This window comes from Cupriavidus phytohabitans (assembly GCF_017815025.1).
In the GTDB taxonomy this organism is placed as follows: domain Bacteria; phylum Pseudomonadota; class Gammaproteobacteria; order Burkholderiales; family Burkholderiaceae; genus Cupriavidus.
Genome location: NZ_JAGIQB010000139.1, coordinates 1 through 3,524, shown reverse-complemented (window position 1 = coordinate 3,524; position 3,524 = coordinate 1). Strand labels below are relative to the sequence as shown.

The 3,524-nt window shown below is 59.3% G+C and carries 2 protein-coding genes and 2 pseudogenes; 3 read left to right on the top strand and 1 reads right to left on the bottom strand.

Annotation, left to right across the window (positions count from 1 at the left end):
* Positions 1 to 119: 119 nt before the first annotated feature.
* Positions 120 to 1,293, bottom strand: a pseudogene (locus J8I34_RS33470) (IS3 family transposase).
* Positions 1,294 to 1,397: 104 nt separating this feature from the next.
* On the opposite strand from J8I34_RS33470, the gene J8I34_RS33465 reads away from it, so the two are divergent.
* From J8I34_RS33465 to J8I34_RS35660, 3 genes and pseudogenes are all read left to right on the top strand, one after another.
* Positions 1,398 to 1,667: a hypothetical protein gene (locus J8I34_RS33465; protein WP_209808475.1), complete on the top strand. Its 270-nt coding sequence runs from the start codon at positions 1,398 to 1,400 to the stop codon at positions 1,665 to 1,667.
* A gap of 113 nt (positions 1,668 to 1,780) precedes the next feature.
* Positions 1,781 to 2,317, top strand: a pseudogene (locus J8I34_RS35120) (DNA/RNA non-specific endonuclease); the annotation flags it as partial.
* A 114-nt stretch (positions 2,318 to 2,431) separates the two neighbouring features.
* A complete protein-coding gene (locus J8I34_RS35660; protein WP_371748201.1) occupies positions 2,432 to 2,683 on the top strand; it encodes a DUF2471 family protein in 252 nt (83 codons plus the stop codon).
* Positions 2,684 to 3,524: the final 841 nt, after the last annotated feature.

The window sequence follows — 3,524 nt, the reverse complement described above, 5'->3', positions numbered from 1 at the left end:
GGATGGCCACTTCGGTGGCCTGCGACCCGATTTCGCGCGCCCACAGACTGTGTCCCGTCAGCGTCTTGAGGCGGTACTGAGGTCGGTCGGAATCCGTGTATGCCAACGGATGGGGGATCTCAGGCTGCCATTCTGTCTGCGTAATAGCGAGCGGTGTATGTCGCCGGCGATAGATAGCCGAGACGTGCCTGGGTGCGTTGGCGATTGTAGAACAGTTCGATGTATTCGGTGATCGCTTGCTGGGCTTGCGCGCGTGTGGCAAAGCGGCGGGTGTACACCAGTTCTGTTTTCAGGGTGCCCCAGAAGGATTCGATCGGAGCGTTGTCGTAGCAATTGCCGCGCCGGCTCATTGAGGCCCGCATCTGGAACTGTTTGAGCAGCGCCTGGTAATCGTGGGCGCAATATTGACTGCCACGGTCGGTATGCTGGATTAGCCCGGGCGCGGGTCGATGCGCGCTCACCGCCCGGAACAAGGCTTGCATAACCAGGTGTTTGGTCATGCGTTCGCTCATCGCATAGCCCACGATCTCGCCGCTATACAAGTCTTTCAATCCCGCCAGATAAAGCCAGCCTTCGTCGGTGGCCACATACGTGATGTCACCGCACCAGGCCCGGTTCGGCGAGTCAACGCTGAAGGACTGGTCGAGTCGATTCGGGGCCACCGGCAGATTGTGGCGCGAATTCGTCGTCGCCTTGAACTTGCGTTTCTGCCTGCAGCGCAGTCCAAGTTTGCGCCGCAATCGTTTGATGCGGTGCACACCCACCTCAACCCCGCGCCCGGCAAGCTCTTTTTGCAAGCGCTCAGGGCCAAAGGTCTCACGAGTGCGAACATGCGCAGCCTGTATCTCTGCCTCCAGGCTTGGCTTGGCTCGGCTTGCCGGCGAGACGAAGCTGCACGCTTGCACCAGGCGTAGTAACCACTGACAGAAACGCCGAGCAGGCGGCACAAGGGAGGGACCGGATACTGGGGTCGCATTTCGCTGACCAGGGCGTATTTCACCGCGACTCCTTCGCAAAATACGCCGCAAACTTTTTCAGCAGGTCACGCTCCATCTTGACCTCGGCAAGCTCGCGTTTAACGCGGCTGAGCTCGACTTCAACCTCCGTCAGCGGGCGCTGGGTGTTTCCCACCTTGGCCAGCTTGCCTGTCTTATCTGCGCGAAGCCAGTTCGCCAGCGTCTTGATGGAAATCGACAGCCTTCTGGCCGCCTCACTGCTGCCGACGTCGTGCGCCAGCTTCACCGCCTCTTCACGAAACTCTTTCGTGTAAGTCGCCTTGGGAATTCGATTCATGATGCTCTCCGTTTCGAGATTGTACGAAACGTTGGCATCCACTTTTTCCGACTGACCTCAATCTTCATGCCGCATTCAAGACACTGCGGGTCGGAGCCTCGCTAATGTCTTCGCCCGCAGCGGAAGCCATGCCATCGCTACCAGCGTCCATCGTGGCCGAAGGTGCGCTTGCTCCCAGACCGAAAGCTGCGCTCAGCAAAGGCATTGATCATTCGAGATTGGCTCAACAAGGGCTACGTGTCGGGGAGGACGGCAGCATCCAGAACGACCATGGAGATAAGCTTTTCCCGCCAGCCTTTGTCACCGCTATTCAGTCTATCCTGCGTTCGCCGACAGAAGCTTCAGCAGTTTCTTCAACTGACCGTGCCGTATGAGCGACCAAACCGCCACCCCGCTGCACCCAGGTTGCAATGTACGCTCCTGCATTGCATTCACTATCAGCGGGAAGCTACCCCACACTTTGAGTATAGTTTTCCACCGGGTATTGCACCTCGCTCCTGCGGGCGATCAGCCTACAGCGCAGGCCATGGCGCAATCATTTAGCTTAGCCAACATGACCCCACAAGCGCCGAAGAACAATCGCGAAGCATGGAGTGCGATCGAATCGGCCACCCGCAAGTACGTGATGCGGGCAAAGGGCGATGTCTATGTCATCTCCGGTCCTGTTTTCGGCGACCGGCCCGATACCATCGGCCAGGGCCGCGTTTGGGTACCCGAGTACTATTTCAAGCTGGTCTACGATCAGACCACGAACCGGGCATGGGCGCACTGGATTGCCAACACCAATGAGGCGCACCCCAGCAAGCCGATCAGCTATCGCGAGCTGGTCGAGCGCACCGGTGTCGAATTCCTGCCAGGTGTGTCTCCAGCGGACGAGACCACGGCGATGGCACCGGAGGTAGGGCGGTCGTTGTCACGTAGTAGCAGCGATCATCCTGTCAGGAAAGACGAAGACCTGGCGCAGCTGTTCAAGTCGTCAGTTCAGTCGGCTGCGCAGAGGATCCAAAAGTCGTTGGAGCGGTAATAGCCGCGAGCGCGCGGCCGTCATGCGCGCTCAGTGTCACCGTATTTCGTGGGGCGAGCGCCGAGAGGCGCGCACGGTAGAATCGCGCCTCTTTCTTGCGCCAATCCTTTGCCGATGCCCGCTGTGCCACCGCCCGCTCTCGACATTCTTCGTTCCGCCGAAGACGCAGTCATTCAAGCACTGCCTCCGACCATTCGTCATCACCGTGAGAGCGGTCATCTGACTTGGAGGCTGCTTCATAAGATTGAGGACGAGGTGCTGGCCGATGTGGCCAGCAGCGGCAAACACAGTCCGCAAATACTTCGGTTGATGCGAGCGCCAGCAATTTTGGGCTACCCGAAGGACGATCGACCCGCGTCTTTCTAGGGGCATGATGCTTTGCCGGTTGTGTTCGCTGCGATCGCCAAGGCCTGGACGCGAGTGGATTGACGCCCGTTATGCGGCTTATGACAAACATAATCACTGCGATGGCGCATGCCTGCGCCGGAATCCGTTTCGACGGGAAGGCTGAATTCCCTCCTATCTTTGCGGCGCAGGAACGACTAGTGGGCCGTCGTTTCCCGCGTGGAGACCGCAATGTCCAAGGCAGCCACAGCGACGCTCGTCGCGAAAATCAAACGCGAAGCAAAGTAACTCGCCCGGTCAGGCGAAATTTCCCATAGTGAAGCACTGGAACGACTGGCCGCCGAGGCTGACTATCGGAGCTGGCACGCTCTACTTAGCGCAAGTTCTGCTGCCGTCCCGTCGGCCGAGCCAGACAATTTCGCGTTGCCGCTGGACCCGAAGCTGCCTCCCGAATTCGACGCCACACCGAACGACGACCGAGAAGAGGCCGAGATCCTCGCCTGGTGGGACCGGCCGTTTGCCCTGACCCCGGCCTGATGGGCTCTTTGGAGATCCGGTGCCTCGACGGCGGTGCGTGGGATCGGTCAACCTGGTATGGTATTGCGCACGACATGGATGCCACGGTCAAGCTTGCCAACGAGAAGCTCGCCTGGTGGCGGAAAACACGGGATCGCCCCGTGACGATGATGGAGGACGATCGGATAAGCATCGTGCGTATGCCGTCGCGCCCCCGGGAAGGCATTCAAGTTTTGGCTGAGGTCTCGGATTTCGCGGCAGCTCGGGAATGGCTAGTACAACATCCCGTAAATAGGTTGAATAATTAGTCGCCTCGGATATCATGGCGGGATGAGCCGAGGCCGCC

Excerpts from the sequence above, each read along its gene's own strand:
- J8I34_RS33465 (WP_209808475.1), top strand. The coding sequence starts at position 1,398 with ATGTCTTCGCCCGCAGCGGAAGCCATGCCATCGCTACCAGCGTCCATC.
- J8I34_RS35660 (WP_371748201.1), top strand. The coding sequence starts at position 2,432 with ATGCCCGCTGTGCCACCGCCCGCTCTCGACATTCTTCGTTCCGCCGAA.